The 1,907-nt window shown below is 65.8% G+C and carries 3 protein-coding genes and 1 pseudogene; all 4 read right to left on the bottom strand.

Annotated features, from left to right (window positions below; translation table 11 throughout):
- Positions 1-230 (bottom strand): annotated as a pseudogene (locus tag ACIPIA_RS15245) (ammonium transporter); the annotation flags it as partial.
- A gap of 26 nt (positions 231-256) precedes the next feature.
- On the bottom strand, positions 257-595 hold the full coding sequence (locus ACIPIA_RS15240; protein WP_400510772.1) for a P-II family nitrogen regulator: 339 nt from the start codon (positions 593-595) through the stop codon (positions 257-259).
- Between the two features lie 237 nt (positions 596-832).
- A complete protein-coding gene (gene tesB / locus ACIPIA_RS15235) occupies positions 833-1,699 on the bottom strand; it encodes an acyl-CoA thioesterase II (RefSeq protein ID WP_400510771.1) in 867 nt (288 codons plus the stop codon).
- A 17-nt stretch (positions 1,700-1,716) separates the two neighbouring features.
- A partial coding sequence (locus ACIPIA_RS15230) for a hypothetical protein (protein ID WP_400510769.1) occupies positions 1,717-1,907 on the bottom strand: 191 nt, incomplete at its 5' end.

The following is a 1,907-nucleotide window of genomic DNA, read 5'->3' as shown; positions in this document are numbered from 1 at the left end:
GTCAGCACCGAGAGCATGTTCTTGGAGCGGACGAGACCGCCATAGAACAGGGCAAGGCCCGGGATGGTCATGAGCAGGACGAGGACCGTCGAGCTCATCATGAAGGCGACGTCGCCCTTGTTCGGGACCGGCGGAGCGGCCGCAGGCGCCTGGGCGAGCGCGATGCCGGCCGAAAGCGCCGCCAGCGTGAGGCCGGCCAATCCGGCCCGCAGGGAAGTCCTGAAAGTCATCGTCGAAAACTCCTGAAGGGTCGGGCTCAGAGTGCGTCGGCGTCGGTCTCGCCGGTGCGGATGCGCACGGCTTTCTCGATCGAGGAAACGAAGATCTTGCCGTCGCCGATCTGGCCGGTCCGGGCCGCCGCGGTGATTGCCTCGATCACGCGCGGGACGAGCTCGTCGGAGACCGCGACCTCGATCTTGATCTTCGGCAGGAAGCTCACGGCGTATTCGGCGCCACGATAGATTTCGGTGTGACCTTTCTGGCGGCCGTAACCCTTGACCTCGGTCACCGTCAGGCCGTGGACGCCGATGCCGGTAAGCTCATCGCGTACCTCCTCCAGCTTGAACGGCTTGATGATCGCCATCACGATTTTCATGTGCTGGGGTTTCCCGTCTGCGCCGCCCGGTCGTCAGCCCCGGCGAACTCGTTGCACCTCGCGCGCCCTGCGATGCGCAGTGCGTCGCAACATGCAATTCAAGGCGCGTGCCAACCCGCTCCGGACGGCTCGCGGGCGCATCCAGAGGCCAAAAGGCGGTTAGGCGGGATCAGCGAAGCAACGGCTGCCTATTATTTAGGCGATCGATTATCGGGGAAGCAGCCGCTCAAAATTGCGTCAGGCGCGGTCCGGCCGCGGGCGTATCAAGCCTTCCTGCGCGACCGAGGCGACGAGCCGGCCCTGCCGGTCGAAGATCAGCCCGCGCGAGAATCCGCGCGCGCCGGTGCTGGAGGGGCTGTCCTGCGAATAGAGCAGCCATTCATCGGCGCGGAACGGACGATGGAACCACATCGCATGGTCGAGGCTGGCGGCCTGGATCTGCTGGTTGAACACGGTGGTGCCGTGGGCGATCAGGCTCGAGTCGAGCAGGAGCAGGTCGGAGGCGTAGGCGAGCACGCTCTGGTGGAAGGCCGGCTCGTCGGGCAGGCTCTCCATCGCCTTGATCCAGACGTTGAACTTCGGTTCCATCTTGCCGCCGGTCCGATAGCGCTCCAGCTCGACCGGGCGGATCTCGATCGGCCTCTTGCGCTGGTAGTAGGTCTGGATCGCATCGGGAACGTGGGAAAGGAAGGTCCTTGCCATCTCCTCGCGATCCGGCAACTCCTCGGGCATCGGCACCTTCGGCATCGGCATCTGGTGCTCGTAGCCGGGCTCCTCGACATGGAAGGAGGCGGACATGGCGAAAATCGCCTCTCCCTTCTGGATGGCGAGGACGCGGCGCGTGGTGAACGAGCGGCCGTCGCGCAGGCGGTCGACCTCATAGACGATCGGAATCTCGGGATCGCCCGCCAGCAGAAAATAGGCATGCAGCGAATGCGGCTGCCGGTCTTCGACCGTCTTGCAGGCGGCATAGAGCGACTGTGCGATGACCTGTCCGCCAAAGACGCGCGGCCAGGTCGACTTGGGGCTGCGACCGCGGAACAGGTTGCGCTCGAGCGGCTCGAGGTCGAGAATCGCCGGCAGGGAGGCGCTGATCTGGGACATGGCGGCGGCAATCGCGGTCAGGTTGACGGAGCGGCCGGCTGACCCCACAGGAAAGCCGGTTCGTCTCGCATCAGCACCGAGGCGTCCCGTGCCGTCAAGACGCTTGCCGAAGGGAGCAGCAGCATGGCCACCGAGCAGGTTTCGGGCGCACGCATCGTGATCGCCGGCGGCGGGATCGCGGGGTTGACCCTGGCGCTGGCGCTCAAGC

The sequence above is a fragment of the Allobosea sp. CER48 genome, from assembly GCF_044752385.1.
In the GTDB taxonomy this organism is placed as follows: domain Bacteria; phylum Pseudomonadota; class Alphaproteobacteria; order Rhizobiales; family Beijerinckiaceae; genus Allobosea.
This window is presented reverse-complemented; position numbering and strand designations above follow the sequence as displayed.

What these genes read in the sequence shown, in the direction of transcription:
- ACIPIA_RS15240 (WP_400510772.1), bottom strand. Translation starts at nt 595, where the DNA reads ATGAAAATCGTGATGGCGATCATCAAGCCGTTCAAGCTGGAGGAGGTA.
- tesB (WP_400510771.1), bottom strand. Translation starts at nt 1,699, where the DNA reads ATGTCCCAGATCAGCGCCTCCCTGCCGGCGATTCTCGACCTCGAGCCG.